This is a genomic window from Flavobacterium sp. Root420, from assembly GCF_001427905.1.
Classification (GTDB): Bacteria; Bacteroidota; Bacteroidia; order Flavobacteriales; family Flavobacteriaceae; genus Flavobacterium.
On the sequence record NZ_LMEF01000029.1, the window covers coordinates 62,995 to 85,433 of the forward strand.

The window sequence follows — 22,439 nt, forward strand, 5'->3', positions numbered from 1 at the left end:
TTACTTAAAAACGCAAAAGGAGAGGAAACTCTCCTTTTGTTTTATATAAAAGTTAGATTATGAATTTAAAAAAATATTGCTTGATTGTTTTATTAGTTTCTGTTTTTCTAGCTTGTAAATCAATTAAAAGCGAACCTAAAGCAGTTAATATTACCCAAAATTATATTACCGAAAATCCGGTAACGGCGGCTAGTCATGCATCAACATTAGTTGAATTAGAACCCAATATACTTTTGGCAGCCTGGTTTGGCGGGAAATATGAAGGTGCAAAAGATGTCGGTATTTATATTTCATCTTATAAAGAAAAAAAATGGTCAGCTCCTAAAAAAATAGTAAATCCTTTAATAAAAGAAGGTGATACCCTGCCATGTTGGAATCCGGTTTTGTTTAAAAGTAAAAGTCACAATTTATATTTATTTTATAAAGTGGGGAAAAATCCGAGAGAATGGTTTGGTGCTATGATCGTTTCAAAAGATGACGGAAACACCTGGAGCAATGCTAAATATCTACCAAAAGGAATATTAGGGCCAATCAGAAATAAACCAATCGAAACAAGTCCGGGAATTATTTTATGTGGAAGCAGTACCGAAAGCATTAATGATAATAAATGGCGGGTATTTATAGAAACCTATACAGAAGCAACTGATAGTTGGCGTATAACAGATATTCAGGATAAGAAAAACTTTGATATTATTCAGCCAACATTCCTGGTTCATTCAGATAAAGAAATTCAAATTTTATCCCGAAGCAGGCATAATAAATTAATTTCAAGCTGGTCGTATGATTACGGCAAAACATGGCAACGAACGGATAGTATTAAGGTTGTTAACTCAAATTCAGGAATTGATGCTGTAACATTGTCTAATAAATCATTTTTATTAGTGAATAATCCTCTAAAAATGGGAAAAGACTGGTTTAATGGCCGAAATGTTTTAGATGTAGAATATTCAAAAGATGGTGTGCATTGGAAAAAGATATTTAATCTGGAAAACCAATCGGAAGGTGAATTCAGTTATCCGGCTATTATTCAGACTTCAGATCATAAAATTCATGTCTTGTATACTTATAATAGAAAGTACATTAAGCATGTTGCATTTGAACTGATGAAATAATTGAGTTTGTTAAAATGTCAGTTAACCTGATTGTACTTACTTCAATCTCCGTACTTAGGAAAGATTTAAGTATCAGTTTCATTTTTTAGTAATAGCTAATATAGATTTTTAATTATGTAATATCTCTTTTCTGAATGATATTCAATTCCTTATTAAAAGAATTTCTATATTTTTTGATATACTCTGAAGGTTTCATCCCAAACAATTTTACGAACTGCTGACGGAAATAACGCTGATCTTCTATACCAACCTGAGGCCCAACCTGCGCGATATTAATATTTTCAGTAAGCATAATTACTGCGGCTCGGCGGATTCTGATAGATCGGATAAAAACATTTACAGTTTGTCCCGAAATTGCTTTAATCTTTTTGTAAAGACTGGAATGACTCATACCCATTGCTGCAGAGAAATTCTTTAGGTTAAATTCGCTGTTTTCAAGATTGGCTTCGACGATTTCGATACATTTATCAAGAAATTCTTTGTATTCAAGAGGAACTTTATTTGTATTTTCACGAAGCGTTATACTGTCTAAGAAATACTTGCGCAATTGCCCTCTGTTTCGAAGAACAGAATCAACTCGTGCCAGAAGTATATCACTGTCAAAAGGTTTGGTAACATAGTCGTCTGCACCTTCAGTAATGCTCTGTAAATGAATGTCATTGCTGGTTGTAGCTGTTAGCAGTATCACCGGAATATGGCTAAAATCATCATTTTGTTTGATTTTTTTGCATAAATCCAAACCATTCATGCCTTCCATAGAAATATCGCTTAGTACAATATCAGGCAGGTGTTTTTCGACCAATTTCAGTCCCTCGAGTCCATTTGCTGCCGAATAAACAATATAGTTTTTGGAGAAAAGCTGTACCAGATAATGATTCATTTCGGGATTGTCTTCAACAATTAGCAATACTTTTTTTGTACTGATTATTGCTGACTGTATATTTTCAGGATTTGATGGCTGATTGCTGCTTTTAGATGTGTTCTGATTATCAGCCGGCATTCCTTCCAGAAGCTCACCTACAAGAGGCGACATCTGCGGATGATTCTCATTGATACTCATTTCTGCAAAATGACTTTTTCCTTTCGGAAGTGTAATAGTGAACGAAGTCCCTTTTCCAACTTTACTCTCACATTTTATTTCGCCATGATGTTTGGCCACAAAATATTTGGCAACATAAAGACCGATTCCAAATCCATTGCTGGCTTTAGACTTAACCTGTCTGAATTCTTCAAAAATAGTATCGATATCATTCTCCTCAATTCCGCTGCCGGTGTCTGATATAATAATAGAAACATCAGCTGCTTTCTCGATTATCTCAATACTTATAGATCCTTTATTAGGGGTGAATTTGAACGCGTTGGAAATTAAATTAAACAGCGTAATCTCTATTTTTTCATAATCGCCATATATTTCAACGGACGTTTCTTCTTCAATAAACTGATAATTTAAACTTTTAACCGTTGCCATTTGTGTAAAGCTTTCATAGATTTCACGGCACAAGCTGTTTAAGTTAATCTTAGAAATTTTCAGTTCATCAAGATCTGTTTCGGCTTTTCTAAATAACAGTAGCTGATCGGTAAGACTCAATAATCTTTTGGCATTTTTATAGGCGAGATTCAGGTCGAGATCATCTTCAGAACGGTTTTTTCTGTCAATGGCACTTTTTAGCGGATTTATAATTAAAGATAGGGGAGTACGCAATTCGTGAGCCATATAAGTAAACATAGAGAACTGTTTCTCGGCATGTTCCTTGTCTTTTTTATGCTCCATACGGGCCAGTTTTATTTCATAACGAAGCCTTTCCTTGTTTTTATGATACCCTACGTAGGCATAAATGGCAGCGGCAGCAGCAATGAGATAAAAGGTATAAGCCCACCAGGTTCTGTACCAGGGCGGAAGGATTTTTACCGTTGCGAGCGTTACTTCATTGGTCCAGTTTCCAAAAACATCGGTTGTTTTTACTTTAAAAACATAGGTTCCTTCGGTCAGCCTGGAATAATTGGCCCTGTTATTTTTTGAGGTATAATTCCAGTCTTTGTCCCATCCTTCAAGGAAATAAGCAGTATTAATTTTTTCGGAATTGACATAATCCAGGTAAACAAAATCAAAACTCAATGCCGATTTTTCATAAGGAAGTTCGGCACCGCTTATCATTTCGAGTTTTTTTTCTGTGATATAAGGACTGTCCAATTTTAAAGACTGATTGTTTACCAACAAATCATTTAATAAAAATTTGCCTGTATTTTTTTTGTCTTTTATATGGTCAGGATCAAAAACATTGAATCCGTTTATACCGCCAAAAATAAATTCTCCTGTAGAAAGTTTCGTACCCGCATTCCAGCTAAATTGATTGCCCTGAAGTCCATCAGAGACCCCGAAATTTCTGAAAGTAGTGTTCTTCGGATTCAATCTTGAAATCCCGTGATACGTACTCATCCATAAATCCCCTTTTTTGTCTTCTAAAAGGCGAAGTATGGTATTGCTCGAAAGACCGTTTTGTGTAGTATACTTTTTGAAACTGCCCGTTTTTCGGTTAAATAAAAGCAGACCACCTTCAACGGTACCAATCCAAAGATTTTTGTTCTGATCTTCCGTTATGCATCGAATAGTATAAGCTGAATGATAGTTTTTTATTTTTTTTATTTTTGGTTCTATCTCAAAAAACGAATTGAATGTACCGCCCCAGATTTTTCCGTCTTTGGTTTCATAGAGACAGGTAACATCTCGCAAAGTGGTACTATAGCAGATGAATTTGTTTTGTTTTTTATCAAATTGATATAGTGCTCCGCCGTTAGTAACAGCAAGCCACAACGTTTTTTTTGAATCTATAAACAGCAGCCATGATTCCTGTTCTGCTTTTTTAGTGAATTGATTATAAATGGAGAAATTCTGAATTGCTTTTGAGTTGGGATCAATACGGCAGACTCCGCCTTTCCACATAGCAACCCAGATGGCATTATCAGAATCCCTGACGATGCTTGTAACAAAATTGCTCTGAATTTTTCTGCCGGCAGCTGAGGTTGTTGAGAAAGCGTCGTAGGTATTTTGTTTTCTGTTCCAGTATCGCATTCCGGCGCCATCAGTACCAATCCAGATATTTTTCTTTTCATCTTCGCAGAAAGAAAGCATAAAGTTTGCGGCAGGATCTTCGTCTTCTTTATGGGTCAGCGGGTCTTTGCTTTTAAAATGATTAAAATGGAGCGGATTTTTCCCCATCATACTTACGCCCCCACGCAGGGTTCCGAACCACATTTCTCCGGTTTTTCCTTCGAATATATCATACAGTGATTTACTGTTAAGCAATGAAACAGGACCGCTGGCACGATATAAAACAGGAACAGTCTGATTTTTTGTAAGGATGTAAAGACCAGCTCCATCCGTGGCAATCCAGAGCCTGTTTTCCTGCTGATAAAAATCGCGAACGACTGTTTTTTCCGGAAAGTAATTTTTAGAATAAGTATTCAGGCGGTCATTATATAAATAAGCGCCTTCGTCTGATCCAATCCAGAGTCCGTCATTGGTCAATTTAATGCAATTGGCACCTGTAATTGTATGGTTGAGAAGCGCTAGTTTTTTTGATTTAATATCGTATTGGCAAAGACCGGTCCCGGTTATAAAAACATAGAAGATTTGTTTTTTTGCATTATACGATATTGATCTTGCGATATAATTTAATTTTCCGTTGAAGGGTATTGCAGTTCCAATTTTTTCACCTTCTTTATAAACGACGATTGCCTCCTTTGTAGCGACGAGAATGATATGCATAGGATGTACAGCAATTATTTCGTAGGCGGTAACGTTTAAAGGTTTGATTTTTTTGTTCGCATCATAATATTCCAATGGACTAAAAGAAGATCGTTCTGCATTAAAAACCACTGGTCCTGCAGTTGTTCCTACCCACAAATTATTTTCAAAATCACCTTCGATACAGCTAATGGCATTTCCCTGAATAGAATTTGGATCAGTGTGAATATGGCGGTAAATCTTAAAATCATTTCCATCATATCGGTTAAGTCCGTCAAAAGTTCCAAACCACATATAGCCATTTTGATCCTGATAGATAGAAGCAACAGAATTGTTGGAAAGTCCTGATGAAATATCAAGATGTCTTATCGGGTAATTCTGTCCGGATACATGTATATGCAGAAGACTAATAACAAGAAAGGACAGTAACTTATTCATAGAAAATTTTTAAAAAAGCATGTTGTTTTTTGATATACGAAAAACAAAAGGGATGTAATCAGAAAGCGGGATCAATTTTTTATGTGAATATATTTGAAATCTATATGCTTTGCGAAAATAATACAATTATTATGTAATGTTCAAAAGCACTACTGGTTTTTTTAGATTAGCGACAACCTGTTGGTTGTGTATAAAAATTAGATTAAACACATAGAAACATAGATTTTATGATCTTGAAAGGTAAATCAAAAGAAACTAGTTTCTCACAAATAGTCCCAAAGCACAATGTCATTAGCTTCATTGGAAATCTATAAAATTACTACTGTTTAATCAGGAAAGTAATTAGAAAAATCCGTTTTTATCAGCGTTTTCGCTTTAGCGAATCAGTAAAATCAGCGTATAATTTTGACGCGGATAAAACAGATTTACTTCGTAAAAACGCGGATGAAAACGGATTTTATTTGCAATAATTTTATTTCCTAAAAGCTTAACTTAATGACATTGTCCGAAGTATCAGGATGCGTATTAATACAAGTGAAACGCTTTTTTTTTGGCCAATGATTCTATGTTTCTATGTGTTAAAAATAATTGCAACCAAGGTTAATTATATTTCTGATAATTCTATTATTATAAAGGTTAATTATTCCTATTATCATTTTTTTTAAGCAAAAAAAATAAAGAATATGCTTTTATGAAGTGGCCTGTGCACACTTTTACGAAATTGTCCCCTTTTATAAATGAATTTTTCCCTGTCTAAATATCACGCTCTGTACTTAATTTGCAAAGTGCGTTGATACGCTATAACGTTTGAGTAATAATCTATTATTTTTTTGTTCAGCGTAAGTCAATGAAAACAAACTAACCAATTATTGTAACCAAAAAAAATGTAAACATGACCAACATTCCAATTAAAATTTACAGAGGGAAACCTTTTCTTATTGTAAAAGAAAGAGTAAACTAATATTCTTTCAATCATTTCGAAACCAACAGTAATTAAAAAAAACTAACTTAAACCAACCCAATTAAAAAGTATGAAAATAATTAAAACCAAATTTTTACTTTTATTATTCTTACTTCCTTTTTGTGTTTTTGCTCAGAACACAATTGGCGGAGTTGTACTGGAAAAAGCGTCCGGGCAGCCCATACCAGGAGTAAACATAAAAGTATCAGGGGCAAACATCAGTGCCTCTACAGATTTTGACGGAAAATTTCAATTATCCGGAGTAAAAGCAGATAGTAAAATTACGTTTTCTTATACTGGCTATTCCACTCAAACTATTCCGGTTGCCGGACAAAAAAACATAACCGTATATCTTGAAGAAGATAATAATCAACTAAAAGAAGTAGTGGTGCAGGTAGGTTACGGGAGCGTTAAAAAGAAAGATGCAACAGGGTCTGTTACCGCACTTACGACCAAAGACTTTAACAAAGGAAATAATATTACAACAGAAAATCTGCTGAACGGAAGGGTAGCTGGTTTAACAGTAAATTCAACGGGTGCTCCGGGGTCTAGTTCTCAAATTAGAATTCGAGGAGGAAGTTCGCTTTTTGCAAGTAATGATCCACTTATTGTTATCGACGGATTACCTCTTGACAATACTACCAATACAGGATCTTCTTCCTTTTTAGCCTCATTAAACCCTGCAACTGTAGAATCTATTACGGTTTTAAAAGATGCATCGGCTTCTGCAATTTACGGTTCTCGTGCCTCCAATGGTGTTATTATTATAACGACTAAAAAAGGAAGCAAAACATTATCGGTAGATTATAATGTACAATATGCTGCAGGTACGCTAACTAAAACGGTTGATGTTTTTAGTGCAGATGAATTTAGAAGTGTTATTGCAGACAGAAGAAGCGATGATCTAAGTAAACTGGGAACTGCAAATACAGACTGGCAAAAAGCAATTTACCGAAACACCGGAACGGTAGATCAAAGTTTAGCGGTTAGAGGAAGTTTATTCAATATCATTCCAACAAGTTTAACGTTGGGAAATACAGATCAGCAAGGGTTGCGTTTAACCAATAATTTTAAAAGAAACACGGTTGGTTTAGTAATGAATCCGACTTTCCTTGACAATCATTTAAAATTGAGACTTTCGGCCAATTATACTGACGAAAAAAACAGATTTACAGATGCTGTCGAAGGAGCTGCTATTGGTTTTGACCCAACTCAGCCCATAAAAGTGGAGGGTGCACCTTACGGAGGTTATTTTGAATATACTACCGGGATTGATGCCAACGGAAATTATCCGTTAGTTTCGACTGCAGCAAGAAACCCTGTTTCGCAATTGCTGAATACAAATGACAGAGGAACAAATGACCGAATTTTTGGAAATTTTGAAATCGATTATAAATTTCATTTTTTACCTGCTTTAAGAGCTGTTGTAAATGTTGGTTATGATGAATCGAATGGAGAGAGAAGAAGATTGGTTGGCGCTGATGCCGGTTCTGCTCCATCAAATAACAACATTCCATACGGGACAAATGAATATACAGAAGCAACCAGAAAAAACAAATTATTAGATACTTATTTAGTTTATAATAAAACTTTTAATGCATTGAATTTTGAAATGACGGGTGGTTATTCGTATCAAAAATTTCAAAGCTCAAAATTTGAAACCGGCAATATTTTAAACCCGGATTTACCCTCAACATTTCCTGAAACTACTCTGGATACAGATGTTGTTTTATTAGGATTCTTTGCCAGAACAAATTTAAATTTCAGGGATAAATATTTATTAACGCTGTCTTATAGAAGAGATGGTTCTTCAAGATTTGAAGAAGCAAATCGTTGGGGGAATTTCCCTTCTGTAGCTTTTGCATGGAAAATCAAAGAAGATTTCTTTAAAGAAAGTACAATATTATCTGACTTAAAATTGAGATTAAGTTATGGTATTACAGGACAACAAGATATTCCTGAGCCAAACGGATATTTACAAAAATACCAGATGGGTGGTGGAAATTCTGAGTATTATTTTGGAAACAGTCCAATTCCGGTTGCACTTCCCTCAAAAAGAACAAACAATTTGAAATGGGAAGAAACCACTTCCTATAATGCAGGTCTTGATTTTGGTTTTTTAAACAATCGCTTATCTGCAGGACTTGATGTTTATTACAAAGAATCTAAAGATTTATTAGTAAATGCAGCCATATCTGATGGTAGTAATTTCTCTAACCGCGTGTATCAAAACGTGGGCAGCTTTACCACAAAAGGGGTCGAGTTTACGATTAATGCGAATGCGGTAAAAACAGAGAATTTCAATTGGAATATGAATTTTAATGTATCCAAATTTGAAAGAAGAATCAAAAATCTGGTAAACGGAAGCGATATCTTTTTAGGAGACAACATTGCAGGAACAGGAACTCCGGGACAGATTTTCAGAGAAGGTTACACTCCTTATTCTTTCTACGTATACAAACAATTATACAACAATGAAGGAAAACCAATTGAAGGCGCTTTTGTAGATTTAAATGGCGATAATGTCAAAAATGATTCAGATAAATACATTTATAATAATCCGGATCCAGATTTTACTTTAGGATTTGCATCCAATATGAATTACAAAAAATTCGATTTTTCATTTAATTTAAGAGCCAGTATTGGTAACCGAATTTTTAATGCCGTAGATGCCAGCAGAGCGCAATATGACGCTATGGAAAACGGAGGGGTTTTAAGTAATATTCCATCTCAGGTAACAGAAACTAATTTTCAGACTACCTCAAATGTTGTATTGTCAGATCTTTATATAGAGAATGCCTCTTTCTTAAAGATGGACAATATTACATTAGGATACACCTTAAACAACTGGTTAAACAGCAAAGCCTCGTTAAGAATGTCGACTGGAGTTCAGAACGTTTTTGTCATTACAAAATACAGCGGTTTAGATCCTGAAATTACGAATAATGGTGTAGACAAAACCATTTATCCTAGACAACGATCTGTTTTATTTGGTCTTAATCTTAAATTTTAATAAAGATGAAAAAATATATTTTAATAACAATTTTAGCAGTGACTACCGTTTTTCAGTCTTGTACTGATGACTTAAATGTAGTGTCTAAAGATGATGACGTTCTTTCGTCTGATGTTTTATTTTCGACTCCGGACGGATATAAAAAAGCTTTCGCAGGAGTATACGGAAATTTAACTTTAACAGGAGTACTTGGCCCTGATAATTCTTCGCTTGAAGGTGTAGATGCAGGAACAAGCCAGTTTACAAGATGTTTATTGTACCTGCAGGAATTAACAACAGACGAATTGGTTTGGAGTTATGAAAATGACGGAGGAACCGCAGAATTACAACGCAATATCTGGACGGCGGCAAATCCTGTTATTTTAGGAATGTTTAGCAGAACGATGGTTTCTGTTTCTTATGCAAACGAATTTTTACGTCAGAGTACACCGGAGAAACTAAGTTCAAGAGGCATTACTGATGCTGCAACTTTGGCCGATATAGAACTTTACCGTAAAGAAGTTCGTGTTTTAAGAGCGTATGCTTATTATAACATGATGGATTTATTTGGAAAAGCACCCATGTATACCGAAAATGACCCTGTAAATTTTACCGGACCTGAGTTTAACAGAAAACAATTATTTGATTTTATCGAAACGGAACTTAAAGCTGTTTTACCCGATTTAAAAGCAGCCAGAACAAATGAATACGGACGACTGGACCAATCTATGGCACGTATGATTTTGGCAAAAATGTATTTGAATGCCCAGGTATATGTTCAGGAAAATCGTTTTAATGACTGTATAACAATGTGTAATGAAATTATTGCCGGCGGTCATACTTTAAAACCAAAATACCTTGACAACTTTAAAGCAGACAACAACACCTCTCAAGAAATCATTTTCGGAATCCAGTCAGATGGTGCAGTTTCTCAAAACTGGGGAGCAACAACGGTTTTAACAAACGGACAAATTGGTGCATGGGAAAACAATGGTGCTGATTTTGGAATTGGCGGCTGGACAGGAGCACTTAGAATCAGAAAAGAATTTGCTCAAAAATTTGACGGGACAAAATTCAGTCAGGATACCAGAAATACAATAGGAAAAGGTGTTCAGGGCGATCCGGCAAAACAAAGATCTATTGATATTGAAGATATTGGTGTAAAAACACAAGGCTATATTTTATCTAAATTTTCTAATAAAACTTCCACGGGAGTTAACGGCATCAGTTCTACTTATGCAGATACTGATTTTCCATTATTCAGATTAGCTGATGTTTATTTAATGTATGCAGAAGCCACTTTACGAGGCGGAAACGGGACAACTACTCAGGCTTTAAATTATGTAAATGCTTTGAGACAAAGAGCGAATAGTAACTCGACTGTTGGAAACATTACATTAAGCGAATTAACACTTGATTTTTTAATTGATGAAAGAGCGCGCGAATTGCACTGGGAAGCACACCGAAGACAAGATTTAATTCGTTTTGGAAAATATACCGGAGGATCTTACAATTGGGCATGGAAAGGAAATTCTTCAAAAGGAATTTCTATTCCTTCTTACATGAGCGTTTTTCCTATTCCGGAAGGATCATTGGGAGCCAATAGAAATTTGACTCAAAACACGGGTTACTAAAACTTTTTTAAAAACATAAACGATACAAAAATGAAACACATATATAAAATTTTTATAGCTATTGCTTTAGTTACAGGACTTTGGTCTTGTGAAAACGAAACAGATTTGATGATCTTAGAGCCTCAGGAAGCGGCTTTTTCAATCATTACACCTGAGAATGGTTCTTCGACTATTTTAAATAAAGACACACCTAACAATACCGCCCTGACTTTGACCTGGGAAAAAGTGAATTACGGAACACCTACTATCGTTACCTATACCGTACAGTTTGCAGCCAGTAATACGGAGTTTGCAGCTCCGGTAGATATTACGTCTTCTACTTCTACTCACGCCGCTATTTCAGTAGCTGAGCTTAATGCAAAAGCACTTGAACTTGGCCTTACGGCTGATGTTGAAGGAACAATCGATGTTAGAATTAAATCAACGGTTGGAACAACACTTTCAGAACCAAAACTTTCTACGCCCATTACAATCGCATTGACTCCTTACAGAGGTGTATTTCCTAGAATTGATTTGTTTTTAGTGGGACCTGGCACTGCTGCAGGATGGAGTGTAACGAGCAACAACATGCCAATTTACAGAGATACAAAGGAAAACGCAAAGTTCTATTATACTGGATTTTTTAATAAAGATGGTTTTAAATTAATTGAGCAAATTGGTTTCTGGGCTCCGGCTTACGGAACAAATGGTGCTAAAGTACAATACAGAGCAACAGAAAGCGATACTGACCCGGGTGTGTTTCCAACGCCAGCTTCAGGTTATTATAGTTTTGAAATTAATATTGAAGAATTAACATACAAAATAACACCTTATACAGGACCAATGACAACGTATGCGACAATTGGTTTGACGGGATCTGTATTAACAGGCGATGATGCCGGCTGGAACACAGAGGTTTCTTTAGTGAAATCTGCATTTGATGGCCATATCTGGAAAGTTACTCAAACCTTAAAAGCCGGAAAAATGAAATTCAAAGCAAACAACAGCTGGGATGTAAGCTGGGGCGATAATGGCGGAGATATTATTGTTGAGGCTGGAAAATATGAAATCTGGTTCAACGATTTAGATGGCCGTTACATGTTCATAGCAACTCCATAAATTGAATTTAAAAAAATAAGAGAAGCCTCAATAAGCTTATTTTGAGGCTTCTTCTTTACATTAAAAGAACTTATTTTTAAATTCAAAATCTCATTAATTATAACTCATATTCATGAAAAAATATATAAAAATTCTTGGGTTACTGGCTATAACGGCAATTCAATTTTCATGCTCCAATAATGATGCTGCAGACACAGAAGCAGTTAGCCCGCCAGATGCAAGTGATACTTTTATCAGGGCATCAGATGTTTCTTTTTTGCCTCAAATGGAAGCTTTGGGAACTAAATTTTACAGCAACGGCAAAGCCGAAGAAATGCTTACAACACTAAAAAATGCCGGTTGTAATACAGTCCGAATTCGTTTATGGAAAAATCCTGTAAATGGGCGTTCTGGTTTAAGCGAAGTAAAGCAACTGGCTCAAAAAGCAAGGCAGGCTGGTTTAAGAGTCTGGCTTACCGTTCACTATTCTGATAATTGGGCTGATCCCGCAGTGCAGACCATTCCCGAAGAATGGAAAAATTTATCTTTTACCGATTTAAAAACAGCAGTTTCTGATTATACCGCTACAATAATTACAGAAATCAAGCCCGATATTATTCAAATTGGTAATGAAATAAATAGCGGACTATTGTGGCCACAAGGAAATCTAATCAGTAATGAACAACAATGTATCGCTTTATTAAGTGCTGCAAGCGCAACGGTTCGCAGTAAAGCACCAAACACAAAAATAATGATTCATTATGCAGGTGTAAATGGCGGTGCTACAGATTGGTTTTTTACCAAAATGAAAACGGTTGATTACGATTATATCGGGCTATCTTACTATCCTGTTTGGCATGGTAAAGATTTAACAGTGGTAAAAAACACCATTGATGCTTTAGGAAAGAAATTCAGTAAAAAAGTCCTGATTGCAGAAACCGCTTATCCTTTTACCTTATTACACAATGATCAGACTAATAATATTGTGGGAACAAACGATCAGTTGGTACCTGGGTATCCGGCAACTCCGGCGGGGCAAAGAACTTTTGTTATGGATATTAAAAACATAGTAAAAACATCCCAATTTGGACAAGGATTTGCGTACTGGGGAGGTGAGTGGGTTGCTTTTAAAGGACCACAATCTACAAGCGGTTCTACATTCGAAAATCAGGCTTTATATAGTTTTGATAACAACGCCTTATCCGTAATGCAAGCTTTCAGTAAAGATTAAAACATGAAAAAATCGCTTAAAATTGTATCTTTTTTGATGATAACTGCCGTTCTGTTTACTTCCTGTAAATCTAAAATGGCAAGTGAAAAATATTCTTTTTCAAAAGGAGCAGATGTAGGCTGGCTGCCGCAAATGGAAGCAACCGGCTATAAATTTTATGATGCAGACGGTGCTGAGAAAGACTGTCTGCAATTATTAAAAGACCGCGGCATAAATACCATCAGGTTGCGCGTCTGGGTAAATCCAAATAATGATAAAGCAAGTGGGCATTGCAGTCCTGAAGAAACTGTTGTCATGGCAGTTCGTGCGCAAAAAATGGGAATGCGTATCATGATCGATTTTCATTACAGCGATTCCTGGGCAGATCCCGGCAAACAAAACAAACCCGCTGCATGGGCAAAACATTCTTTTCCGGAATTGTTAACCGATGTTTACCAACATACGTATGATGTTTTGCAACTGTTAAAAAAAGCAGGAGTAACGCCGCAATGGGTTCAGGTTGGAAACGAAATTCCGAGTGGTATGCTTTGGCCGGAAGGACATACAGACAATTTTAATCAGTTGGCACAACTACTTAATAAAGGATATGACGCTACAAAAGCCATCGATCCAAAAATTAAAGTTATTGTTCATTTGGATGAAGGAAATAAAAATGAGAAATTTAGATGGTTTTTTGATAAAGCCACTGAAAATAAGGTACAATATGATGTAATTGGTTTGTCGTATTATCCGTATTGGATCAAAACCGATTATCAAAGCACTATTTTAGATTTAGAAAATAATCTAAAAGACATGGCTTCCCGCTACAACAAAGAAGTGATGGTGGTCGAAGTTGGTGGTGATTATACATTAGTACAAAACACCAAAGAAATGCTGGAAGCTACTATAAAAGCCGTAAAAAGCGTACCTGATAACAAAGGTTTAGGCGTTATTTATTGGGAACCACAAGGCGAAAAAAGCTGGAGCGGTTATCAATTAAACGCCTGGCTTCCTGACGGAAAACCATCACCGGCACTGGATGCTTTTAAAGAATAAAAATTTAAAATTAAATTTCACTATTAAGATATTAAGTTTCATAAAGCTAAATTATCTTAATATCTTAATGGTGAAAAAATAAAACAGAAAATGAAATTAATTTTTAGATCAATATTATTCGTATTTCTTCTGGTTTTTTCTTCTGGAAAAATGAGGTCACAATCAACCACAGTTATTTTAAAAGACAACTGGCGCTTTTCTAAAGAAGTAAAAGAAGAAGCCTTTTCTGTAGCTTTTGATGTTTCAAAATGGGAAAAAGTCAGCGTACCTCACGATTGGGCCATTTACGGACCTTTTGATAAAGAATGGGACAAACAGGTTTCGGCAATTGAACAAAACGGAGAAAAAATTCCAACCGAAAAAACGGGTCGTACGGGAGCACTTCCACATATTGGTACAGGCTGGTATCGCAATACATTTTCTATTCCCGAGTTTAAAAAAGGAAAAAAAGCACTCCTTATTTTTGAAGGCGCCATGAGTGAACCGCAGGTCTATTTAAATGGAAAAAAAGTAGGACAGTGGGGATATGGGTACAGTTATTTTACCATTGATATTACCAAAGATCTTCTTGCAGGTTCGGAAAATATATTGGCTGTAAAATTGACTAATATGCCATTTTCATCCAGGTGGTATCCCGGCGCCGGTTTGTACAGAAAAGTGAGTATTGTCATAAAAGAAGAAGAAAACTTTGTACAATGGGGAACGTTTATTACAACTCCGGACATTAACGAAAATACCGCTGTTGTTGATCTTAAAGCTGAGGTTAATGGCGATAAGCTATCAATGGTAACCCAAATAAAAGATGCTACTAATACTATCGTAGCAACACAAAAAGAGACAGAACTGATAGACGGAAAATATCATCAAAGTATTCCTGTTGCAAAACCTCATTTATGGAGTCCGGAAACGCCTTATTTGTATACGGCCATTACCAAATTATACGCAGCTGACGGAACTTTAAAGGACGAACAAAGTATAAAATTCGGGATTAGATCTATTAAATACGAAGCCAATAAGGGATTTAGCCTTAACGGAAAAGTAACAAAATTTAAAGGCGTTTGTCTTCATCATGATTTAGGACCTCTTGGTGCTGCGGTAAACAAAGCGGCGCTTCGAAGACAGCTGACGATTCTAAAAGATATGGGATGTAATGCGATTCGCAGTTCGCATAATATGCCCTCTTTTGAACAGCTTGAACTGGCTGATGAAATGGGATTTATGTTTCTGGCTGAAAGTTTTGATGAATGGGCCAAACCAAAAGTACAAAACGGATACCATCGCTTTTTTGAGGAGTATGCAGAAAAAGACATTGTAAATTTAGTGAGAGCCACACGAAATCATCCTTGTATTGTAATGTGGAGTTCAGGAAATGAAGTTCCGGATCAATATGGAGCGGAAGGTTTGACCAGAGCTAAATTTTTGCAGGATATTTTCCATAGAGAAGATCCTACACGCCCGGTAACGGTGGGAATGGATCAGGTAAAACAAACTATGGCGTCCGGTTTTGGGTCTTTATTGGATGTACCAGGACTGAATTACAGAGTGCATCTTTATGAAGAAGCTTACAAATCATTTCCACAAGGATTTATATTAGGCTCAGAAACAGCGTCAACAGTGAGTTCAAGAGGAATTTATAAATTTCCTGTTGTACAGCAAAAAGAAAAACAATACGATGATCTTCAATGTTCTTCTTATGATCTCGAAGCTTGCAGCTGGTCAAATGTCCCTGATGAAGATTTTGTGCTTCAGGATGACAAACCGTGGGTTATTGGTGAATTTGTCTGGACTGGTTTTGATTATTTAGGAGAACCTACGCCTTATGATGAAAAATGGCCATCAAGAAGTTCTTATTTCGGTATTTCAGATTTAGCCGGACTTCCTAAAGACCGTTTTTATCTGTACAGAAGCAGATGGAATACACAGGATAAAACACTTCACATACTGCCACATTGGAACTGGAAAGGAAGAGAAGGAGAAATTACTCCCGTTTTCGTTTACACAAATTATGACAGCGCAGAACTTTTCGTAAACGGAAAAAGTATGGGCGTGCAGAAAAAAAACAATTCAAGTCCGCAAAACCGTTATCGTTTAATGTGGAATGATGTGAAATATGAGCCAGGAACTGTAAAAGTAGTAGCATTTGGTTCCAACGGGAAAATCGCTGCCGAAAGTGAGGTTAAAACGGCCGGAGATGCCTATAAAATTGTTCTCGAAGCAGATCGTAAAATAATCAAGGCCGATGGCGAGGATATCTCTTTTGTAACCGTTTCAGTGGTAGATAAAAATGGAATTCCGTGTCCTACAGCAGTAAATGAACTGCAGTTTAAGGTAACCGGCGCTGCAACGTACAGAGCAGCATGTAATGGCGATGCTACATCATTAGAAATATTTCACGAAAATAAAATGAAGCTTTTCAGCGGTAAATTGGTGGTCCTGGTTAAAGCAGTCAAAACGGTTGGTACAATCCAATTGGAAGTAACAGGTAAAGGGCTTCAGAAAGGTAAAATAAATTTAAAGTCAGAACTTTAATAAGGTTTGCACTGCTTATTTTTTTAGTCTAAATTCGTTTGTATTTTGCAAAAGAAAGTTTTTAGCAAAAAACTAAAAACCTTCTAAATTATTTATCTCAATACTGTCGTAATTAATGTCTACTCTTTATCAAAGCCCCAGAATAATTATTCGTGAATTTTTATCTCATGAACAGCAAACATTTTTAGAGCTCTTTCAGGACAGTCAGGTTACAGAATATTTACCTGATACTTCACCGGAAAGATATGTGGAGATGTTTACTGAATTGCTTGAAAATTATGAAAAGAAAAGGCTTAGTCGCTGGGCAATATTCGATACTATAAATAATAATTTTATAGGAATATGTGTCGCTCGTATTTTTGTACACAATACAAACCAGATAGAAATAGGGTATGTGCTTAGTAGGGAATATTGGGGGAAAGGTATCGCTACAGAAGTATGTAAGGCTATAACTCAATATAGTTTTGCAAATACAAATACAAAAGAAGTTGTAGCTATAACGGATCTTTACAATATCGGATCACAGAATGTATTGCAAAAAGCCGGATTTGAACGATTAAATAATTTAATAAGAAATGAAGCAGAAGTCGCTTATTTTAAGATAGAAAGATGATAATGTCATTTATCATACTATATTTTTTATAAAAGTTTCATATTTCTTCCTATAGATACCACAGTTTATATCGAATGCGAGGCGGGAAAATAGGTAGTTAGAAGATTTAAGGTTGTCTCATAAATCGGTTTCTGTCGCACTTTTGCTAGCAGCCAGCCCAAAAAACTCATGATTAAAATGTCCTTAGGTCCGTTTTGCGACGTAATTATAAATCCTTCTATTGTTTTTTGAAATTTTTCAGTTTTTATAATTTCTGGTTTCATTACATATTGTTCTACAAACAAGAGATAGTGTACAACCCGTTCTTCATTTACAGTTAAAAGGTATTTTTTATAGCGTCGTTTAAAACTTTTTATCCGGGATATTGCCAGTTCTGTATTTTCTTCCTGTATATGAAGTAAGATTTCTACAAGACATTTTTTTATTGTCCAGTCCATGCCCATTTTTTTTTCGTACCAGCTGTCGGTATGGTTTAGTTTTGCCATTTCTTTTACGGCATTACGTCCGGCATTTTGCTGTATATAAAAAACGATAAGCATAAGACGAATGTCGTTACTGTCATTAGGATCGGTCTTTTTATTTAACGTTAAAGATTTTTCGGCAATCTCGATCGCTTTTTGAAAATTCCCAAGATAATTTTCATTGAAAGAAAGCAGTAAGAAATACCTCAAACAAAAACGCCAATAGTATTTGTCAGACTGTTTCTTTAATTCGGTAAACATAGAATTAAGATAGCTTAAAGACGTTGTAAACTGACCATTACGAAAATAGAAGTTGGCTATAAAATACAATATGTAGATATGATAGTACAAATGCTTATCGGTCAGATCTGCTTTTTTACTAATAAACCGATAGCTTTTAACAACAAATGGCTCTATAAGTGAGTAATTATTATTTATAGAGGCATATTCATTGGCAATAAATAATATCTGGTAAAGAGATTTAAAAGTTAATCCCTGTTTTAATGATATTCCGTAGGTTTCAATAGTGTTTTTTATAAGCGACTCGAAATCTACAATTCGACTTTCATGAAGTATAGCAGCCAGTTCACGCCGCAAAACAGCATAGCCCAAATTAAGCTGCTGCTCATATTCAAGCTGTTTTTTATTTGTTTTGAAATTCTGTATTATTTTTTCAATTGGCTGTGACAGATCGAAATGTGCAAATTGTATCTGGGTTAGATATATTTCATTAAGCAGACTAAAATGTTCAATGTTCGCTGCGAGCACTTCAGCCTTTGCTAAACATTTAAAAGCTGTTTTTTCAAGTTTATTTTCGAAAAATAAACGGCTCACAACAATAAGACGAAGTATTGCATTTTCCTGAGAAGTATCATTCTCAAAATTTCGATTAGCCATGAAGTCAATCATGTTATCATAAAGTCTTTTTCTCAGAGCATGATAAGCATCGACACTTTTTTTATCTTGTAAATTTTTTTTATTAAACTTTATATCGTCAGTTTTTAAAGAATTGAATAACGCTATATTGCCTGTATCCTTGCGTTTGTTTTTCTTTGATAAATAGTGTATGAATGCTTTTTTATCATTTTCATTCATCATATTTGATATTTCGTGTAGTGCATTCATAAATATGGTTTTTACTGAGATAAAAATAATAAAAACAAATTTTATATCGTCAGTTTTATAAAGAAATTAGTTTTGCTAACTCCTGCTTCTTTCTGAGATTTGTCTCCTAATTATAAAACATAAAATTATGGAACCGCTAAAATCAAATGAATCAAACAACAATTCAGAATCAAAAAATGCAGGATTAAATATTGGATATGACGCTTTAAAACCAAGTGTTGCCTTTGTGGGAGCATCCTGGATGACCTTAATTATAGGTATGACCGCATATTGTATTGGTCTTTATAATTCGGAAATGGCTTACAATGAAAAAGGCTATTATTTTACAATTCTTCTTTTTGGACTTTTCTCGGTAATATCTGTACAAAAAAGTGTGCGTGACAGGCTCGAAGGCATACCCGTAACTGATTTGTATTACAGTATAAGCTGGTTTAGTACTATTGCCTCTATAGTATTGCTTATAATAGGTCTGTGGAATGCTGATTTACTGCTTAGTGAAAAAGGTTTCTTCGGAATGTCGTTTGTATTAGGATTGTTTTCGGCCCTTGCTGTACAAAAAAATACCCGAGACCTTAAGCAATTTGAATCCATTACTGTATAATATTTTAGCGGAGCCTCATTACTTTCACAACACTGTGGAGTTTTGAGGTTTTCTAAAGTCTAATTTGCATGATTATGAAATCTAAATACAAATCGATTATTTATAGTATTGGTGTACTATTACTTGCAGTTGGTATTTTAAATAAACTCTGTTGGCTATATGTATGTACCATATACACTGAGTTTGAAGAGTGCAAGGTTGCTTACCTTAGCTTGTTTCCTAAGTGTCTTCAAAATGCTTTTCTCTTAACTGTCATTGAAATATCCCTATTAGCAGTAGCAACGATTATCTTTTCAGAATCTAAAAAGGCAGCTTATCTAAAAAAAATATCCAAAATTTTGATGATAATTTCTTTGATTCTCTGTGGTTGGAGTGTTTTTTCTTTAATGTAAAAGATTCATTTCTTCTTTTTAATAGGTTTAAGTAAAAAAAGCTCGAGATTTCTCTGAAGATTTTTATTTGGTAGCCCTAACGGGACAGTTTTTGAACCGTTTAGTTGATCATTTAAAGATTTTAAATATATTGATTATTTAAGTATAATAATATTTGAATTTCCACTTTTAAATAAATACAAAACCTCTGGATCAATTTTGACTTTGGAGGTTTTTAATTTTTATAAAAAATATAATAAGTCTTCCGCATGTTTGTTGAGATGTCAGAATAGTAAAATCCAAAATGAGGTTTCCCGTAAAAAATTAACAAATCATTCTATTAGATTTGCATGCGAAATTTACTGTCCCCAAATCTAAAAATTAACCTTGCTTTACTATAAAATAATTAAAAAATAAAACAAAAGTTACTTATGAAACAAAAACTACCTATTCTATTCCTTTTCCTGGTAAATGCAATATGTTTTTCACAAGATCTTTTTAGTGGTGGATCAAATAGCTGGATATTTCATACACCCGATGATGGAAGGACAACTTTACACATTGCACCATTAATTGACAATAATTACAACTTTAATTATCAAACCATGTTTTATAACAACGGAGATGTAGCTTTTAGTAGAAATGTAGGTATTGGTACAGCAGTACCAAGTGGCACATTAGAATTAACCAAATTAAACTCTAATTTGGTTTTTGATTTAAATACTAATGGAATTTGTAAAATAATAAGTAAAGGTTGGAATGCTAGTATTGATTTGCATACTTTTAAAATCAATGGTATAGAAAACTTTGATCAATTAAATATAAATACAAACGGTAATATCGGAATTGGTACGGCAGCTCCAGAAGCAAAACTAGATGTAAATGGAACCGTTCAAATTAACGGTGGAGCAAACAATTTTTATGGTTTCGGACAATCTTCTTCTTCAAAGCCAATCGATATAAGAGCTGGTTCTCATTATCCTTATGTTTTTAATTGGCATGAAGGTCTAACCTTTAGCGCCCATTCTTCTTATGGAGGAATCCGTTTTTATAATCAAGGTTATCCAGATATGTTTGGAACAGCAGTTATGGTAATGTCTATTACGAATAATAATGTTGGAATAGGAACTACAAATCCAACAAATAAATTAGATGTAAATGGAACCATTCATTCTAAAGAAGAAAAAGTAGATATGAGTGGCTGGTCGGATTTTGTTTTCAAAAAAGACTACAATTTGCCAACGCTTCAAGAAGTTGAAAAATACATCAATGAAAAAGGCCATTTAGAAAATATTCAAGAAGTTCTGAAAAACGGTGTGAATTTAGGGGAAATGAATGCTAAACTTTTACAGAAGATTGAAGAGTTGACTTTATATATGATTGAACAGAATAAGGAAATTAAAGAGCTTAAAAAAGAAAACGAATCTTTCAAATCAGTACTGAGTAGGATTTCTAAATTTGAAAATAAATTGCAAAAACAATAAAAATGAAAATAAAACTTGCCCTTTTAATACTTTCTTCGACATCATATATAAATGCTCAAATTTATACACCAAATGGTGTAATTCAAGGTACGTCGGGAAATAATAATGTTGGTATTGGAACTACAGATGCACCAGCACATAGACTTAGCATCCAAGGCGGCCATGGTGATTCTAGAATTTTGCTCCACTCAACTGGAGGAGGCAGTAATATAAATCAAGCTGATTTAGTACTATGGGCAAGTGAACCAGGACTTACTTATTCAGGTGTTGGAATTGGTAATAACATACATAATTTTACTACTGTTAATGGTGGCCTGAACTTACTTAATCCAGCGAGAGGAGGTTCATATATTCGATTACTTGATAATTATATTACATTTAATATAATATCATCTTCTAGTATGCAGAAACAAGCTCTAAGTATAAATACTGAAGGGAATCTTGGTATTGGGATAGATAATGCAACTAGCAAACTTGAGATATTAGGATCTTCGCAAGCAGGTTATGAGATAGGAACTTTAAAACTCAAAAGCTCTTCTGCAAATCAATTTATGTATTTTGGCTATGATGATCAATTTTCTGCAGGATACATTCAAAGTGTTAAACCGGGAACAGATCAACAAAATATACTTATAGCTCCTATAGGTGGAAATGTGGGGATAGGAACTAAATCACCGGATTCACGATTGGCAGTAAACGGCACAATCCATTCCAAAGAAGTAAAAGTAGATATGAATGGCTGGTCGGATTTTGTTTTCAAAAAAGACTACAATTTGCCAACGCTTCAAGAAGTTGAAAAATACATCAATGAAAAAGGCCATTTAGAAAATATTCATGGAATTAATTTAGGAGAAATGAATGCTAAATTGTTACAAAAAATTGAGGAACTTACTTTGTATATGATTGAAATGAAAAAGGAAAATGAACAGATGAAGAAACAAAACAATTTGATTAAAACCGAAAATGATTTAATCAAAAAAAATCAGATTGATTTAGAGAAGCAGATCAAAAATTTTGTAAAGGATTAATT

At 34.8% G+C, this 22,439-nt stretch carries 14 protein-coding genes; 12 read left to right on the top strand and 2 right to left on the bottom strand.

Annotation, left to right across the window (positions count from 1 at the left end):
• Positions 1-59 precede the first annotated feature (59 nt).
• Complete coding sequence (locus tag ASC72_RS14790; protein ID WP_056192133.1) at positions 60-1,112, top strand: exo-alpha-sialidase; 1,053 nt, start codon at positions 60-62, stop codon at positions 1,110-1,112.
• 112 nt (positions 1,113-1,224) lie between these two features.
• On the opposite strand, the gene ASC72_RS14795 is transcribed toward ASC72_RS14790, so the two are convergent.
• On the bottom strand, positions 1,225-5,295 hold the full coding sequence (locus ASC72_RS14795; RefSeq protein ID WP_056192136.1) for a two-component regulator propeller domain-containing protein: 4,071 nt from the start codon (positions 5,293-5,295) through the stop codon (positions 1,225-1,227).
• 1,031 nt (positions 5,296-6,326) lie between these two features.
• Here ASC72_RS14795 and ASC72_RS14800 point away from each other — a divergent pair.
• The 7 genes from ASC72_RS14800 to ASC72_RS14830 all read left to right on the top strand — a co-directional run bounded on the left by ASC72_RS14800 (position 6,327) and on the right by ASC72_RS14830 (position 17,367).
• The gene (locus ASC72_RS14800) at positions 6,327-9,269 is read left to right on the top strand and encodes a SusC/RagA family TonB-linked outer membrane protein (RefSeq protein WP_056192138.1); all 2,943 of its coding nucleotides are present in this window, start codon (positions 6,327-6,329) and stop codon (positions 9,267-9,269) included.
• Between the two features lie 5 nt (positions 9,270-9,274).
• Positions 9,275-10,882: a RagB/SusD family nutrient uptake outer membrane protein gene (locus ASC72_RS14805; RefSeq protein ID WP_056192142.1), complete on the top strand. Its 1,608-nt coding sequence runs from the start codon at positions 9,275-9,277 to the stop codon at positions 10,880-10,882.
• A 30-nt stretch (positions 10,883-10,912) separates the two neighbouring features.
• Positions 10,913-11,980: a SusE domain-containing protein gene (locus ASC72_RS14810; protein ID WP_056192145.1), complete on the top strand. Its 1,068-nt coding sequence runs from the start codon at positions 10,913-10,915 to the stop codon at positions 11,978-11,980.
• 112 nt (positions 11,981-12,092) lie between these two features.
• Complete coding sequence (locus ASC72_RS14815; protein ID WP_056192148.1) at positions 12,093-13,190, top strand: glycosyl hydrolase 53 family protein; 1,098 nt, start codon at positions 12,093-12,095, stop codon at positions 13,188-13,190.
• Positions 13,191-13,193: 3 nt separating this feature from the next.
• Positions 13,194-14,225, top strand: coding sequence for a glycosyl hydrolase 53 family protein (locus tag ASC72_RS14820; protein ID WP_241775714.1), 1,032 nt, complete (start codon positions 13,194-13,196; stop codon positions 14,223-14,225).
• Between the two features lie 150 nt (positions 14,226-14,375).
• On the top strand, positions 14,376-16,754 hold the full coding sequence (locus tag ASC72_RS14825; RefSeq protein WP_241775715.1) for a DUF4982 domain-containing protein: 2,379 nt from the start codon (positions 14,376-14,378) through the stop codon (positions 16,752-16,754).
• 115 nt (positions 16,755-16,869) lie between these two features.
• Entirely contained in the window at positions 16,870-17,367 is a 498-nt protein-coding gene (locus ASC72_RS14830; RefSeq protein ID WP_056192155.1) for a GNAT family N-acetyltransferase, read from the top strand.
• Positions 17,368-17,432: 65 nt separating this feature from the next.
• Here ASC72_RS14830 and ASC72_RS14835 read toward each other — a convergent pair whose 3' ends face one another.
• Positions 17,433-18,926: a hypothetical protein gene (locus ASC72_RS14835; protein ID WP_131725825.1), complete on the bottom strand. Its 1,494-nt coding sequence runs from the start codon at positions 18,924-18,926 to the stop codon at positions 17,433-17,435.
• A 154-nt stretch (positions 18,927-19,080) separates the two neighbouring features.
• On the opposite strand from ASC72_RS14835, the gene yiaA reads away from it, so the two are divergent.
• From yiaA to ASC72_RS14855, 4 genes are all read left to right on the top strand, one after another.
• The gene (yiaA, locus tag ASC72_RS14840; RefSeq protein WP_056192161.1) at positions 19,081-19,554 is read left to right on the top strand and encodes an inner membrane protein YiaA; all 474 of its coding nucleotides are present in this window, start codon (positions 19,081-19,083) and stop codon (positions 19,552-19,554) included.
• Positions 19,555-19,628: 74 nt separating this feature from the next.
• Positions 19,629-19,946 (top strand): hypothetical protein, encoded by a 318-nt coding sequence (locus tag ASC72_RS14845; RefSeq protein ID WP_131725826.1) that lies wholly within the window; start codon positions 19,629-19,631, stop codon positions 19,944-19,946.
• Between the two features lie 410 nt (positions 19,947-20,356).
• The gene (locus ASC72_RS24270) at positions 20,357-21,409 is read left to right on the top strand and encodes a DUF4200 domain-containing protein (RefSeq protein WP_056192168.1); all 1,053 of its coding nucleotides are present in this window, start codon (positions 20,357-20,359) and stop codon (positions 21,407-21,409) included.
• Between the two features lie 2 nt (positions 21,410-21,411).
• On the top strand, positions 21,412-22,437 hold the full coding sequence (locus ASC72_RS14855; RefSeq protein ID WP_056192171.1) for a hypothetical protein: 1,026 nt from the start codon (positions 21,412-21,414) through the stop codon (positions 22,435-22,437).
• Positions 22,438-22,439 lie beyond the last annotated feature (2 nt).

Excerpts from the sequence above, each read along its gene's own strand:
- ASC72_RS14855 (WP_056192171.1), top strand. The coding sequence starts at position 21,412 with ATGAAAATAAAACTTGCCCTTTTAATACTTTCTTCGACATCATATATA.
- ASC72_RS14845 (WP_131725826.1), top strand. The coding sequence starts at position 19,629 with ATGAAATCTAAATACAAATCGATTATTTATAGTATTGGTGTACTATTA.
- ASC72_RS14790 (WP_056192133.1), top strand. The coding sequence starts at position 60 with ATGAATTTAAAAAAATATTGCTTGATTGTTTTATTAGTTTCTGTTTTT.
- ASC72_RS14805 (WP_056192142.1), top strand. The coding sequence starts at position 9,275 with ATGAAAAAATATATTTTAATAACAATTTTAGCAGTGACTACCGTTTTT.
- ASC72_RS14830 (WP_056192155.1), top strand. The coding sequence starts at position 16,870 with ATGTCTACTCTTTATCAAAGCCCCAGAATAATTATTCGTGAATTTTTA.
- ASC72_RS14795 (WP_056192136.1), bottom strand. The coding sequence starts at position 5,295 with ATGAATAAGTTACTGTCCTTTCTTGTTATTAGTCTTCTGCATATACAT.
- ASC72_RS14820 (WP_241775714.1), top strand. The coding sequence starts at position 13,194 with ATGAAAAAATCGCTTAAAATTGTATCTTTTTTGATGATAACTGCCGTT.
- ASC72_RS14835 (WP_131725825.1), bottom strand. The coding sequence starts at position 18,926 with ATGATGAATGAAAATGATAAAAAAGCATTCATACACTATTTATCAAAG.
- ASC72_RS14815 (WP_056192148.1), top strand. The coding sequence starts at position 12,093 with ATGAAAAAATATATAAAAATTCTTGGGTTACTGGCTATAACGGCAATT.
- ASC72_RS14810 (WP_056192145.1), top strand. The coding sequence starts at position 10,913 with ATGAAACACATATATAAAATTTTTATAGCTATTGCTTTAGTTACAGGA.
- ASC72_RS14825 (WP_241775715.1), top strand. The coding sequence starts at position 14,376 with ATGAGGTCACAATCAACCACAGTTATTTTAAAAGACAACTGGCGCTTT.
- yiaA (WP_056192161.1), top strand. The coding sequence starts at position 19,081 with ATGGAACCGCTAAAATCAAATGAATCAAACAACAATTCAGAATCAAAA.
- ASC72_RS24270 (WP_056192168.1), top strand. The coding sequence starts at position 20,357 with ATGAAACAAAAACTACCTATTCTATTCCTTTTCCTGGTAAATGCAATA.
- ASC72_RS14800 (WP_056192138.1), top strand. The coding sequence starts at position 6,327 with ATGAAAATAATTAAAACCAAATTTTTACTTTTATTATTCTTACTTCCT.